Raw genomic sequence first — 1242 nt, 5'->3', positions numbered from 1 at the left:
GCCAAACGTTTGCAGCTTGACCCGCACGAAAGTCTTGATGGCCTCGCGGAACAAGTCTCCTTTTTCCATTGAGGAATCTGCCATTTCCAAGGCTTGTTCGTACAGCTCATCGTCGATGGTACCCGTTGTCCGCATGGTCAGCCTCTCATCAATATTGATTCAATAGTGGATCAAAATAGACATCAACGCAAGCAAACCCAGCGTCATTTGCGGAAGAACAGATAATCATAGAACTCCCCCGAAAACCCACCATTGAAGATCAAATACTGCAAAGCCTTCGCAAAAAACACGATGGCGCCAAAGACGATGGCCAGTTTCAGGCAGAGGATGAGGTTCTTGAGCATGGCGCAAGTGTAATGGAGCCGGCGACCCCTGCGCACCACCGCAGCAGGAAGTGAGCGTAAAAAACCGCCCGGCCGAAGGCGGGCGGTTGCCACCGGGCACGCGTCATTCAGAAGGCCGGCACCAGCGAACCCTTGAACTCGGTGTCGATGAACTTGCGCACTTCTTCCGAATGGTAAGCCTGCACCAACTTCTTCACCCAGGGCTGATCCTTGTCCTGGACGCGGGTGGCGATCTGGCTTTCCAGGTAAGGACGATGCCGGAAGGCGTTGGCATCGAGATCGCCGTCAGCCAGCGCGGCAGAACGAATGAATCTGCATGTCGATATGCACAAAATGCGTCCAAGCCGCTGACCAGGGGTCAGGCAAGGTATCATTCCGCATCCGCAAGCGCCGCCCTCTTTGCAGCGCCGCATCAGATTCATTCATATCATGCTCATCAGAAGAAAATCCATCGAAGCCCAGGCCAATACCAAGGCTGGCCCCAACCGCCGTCGCCAACAACTGGAGGCCGATGCCAGCAAACCCCGCAAGCCGAAGTACGCGCCGGTGACGCTGTCCGAACTGGAGGGGGTGCGCTACCTTCACTTCGGTACCGAATGGGTGCAAGGGGCGATGCGCATCCGCAAGCCCGACTGGATCGAGCTGGAATACGCGCAACAGATGATGGCGTGGATGCTGTTCAATCGCACGCCGCGCCACATCGTGCAACTGGGGCTGGGGACCGGGGCGCTGACCAAGTTCAGCTATCGCCAATTTCCCCAAGCGCAAGTCACCGCGGTGGAACTGAACCCGGCCGTGATCACGATCTGCCACAGCATGTTCAAGCTGCCCGAACCGGATGAGCGCCTGATGATCATCGAAAGCGATGCCCTGGATTTCATCGTCCATGCGGCCAGCC

The 1242-nt window shown here is 57.0% G+C and carries 1 protein-coding gene and 3 pseudogenes; 1 reads left to right on the top strand and 3 read right to left on the bottom strand.

What is annotated here, in order from left to right:
• The 3 genes and pseudogenes from I5W_RS33680 to I5W_RS34105 all read right to left on the bottom strand — a co-directional run.
• Nucleotides 1-135 (bottom strand): annotated as a pseudogene (locus I5W_RS33680) (type II toxin-antitoxin system VapB family antitoxin); the annotation flags it as partial.
• A gap of 68 nt (nt 136-203) precedes the next feature.
• Nucleotides 204-437, bottom strand: a complete 234-nt coding sequence (locus I5W_RS31625) for a hypothetical protein (RefSeq protein ID WP_148289178.1) — start codon at nt 435-437, stop codon at nt 204-206.
• 14 nt (nt 438-451) lie between these two features.
• Nucleotides 452-577: pseudogene (locus tag I5W_RS34105) on the bottom strand (MetQ/NlpA family ABC transporter substrate-binding protein); the annotation flags it as partial.
• Nucleotides 578-773: 196 nt separating this feature from the next.
• Between I5W_RS34105 and I5W_RS22715 the strand changes: the two are divergent.
• Nucleotides 774-1242, top strand: a pseudogene (locus I5W_RS22715) (spermidine synthase); the annotation flags it as partial.

Origin of the sequence: Herbaspirillum sp. B65 (assembly GCF_000333555.1) — a bacterium.
Lineage (GTDB): Bacteria > Pseudomonadota > Gammaproteobacteria > Burkholderiales > Burkholderiaceae_D > Herbaspirillum > Herbaspirillum rubrisubalbicans.
The sequence above is the reverse complement of the archived record's forward strand: the minus strand, read 5'-3'. Positions and strand labels throughout refer to the sequence as shown.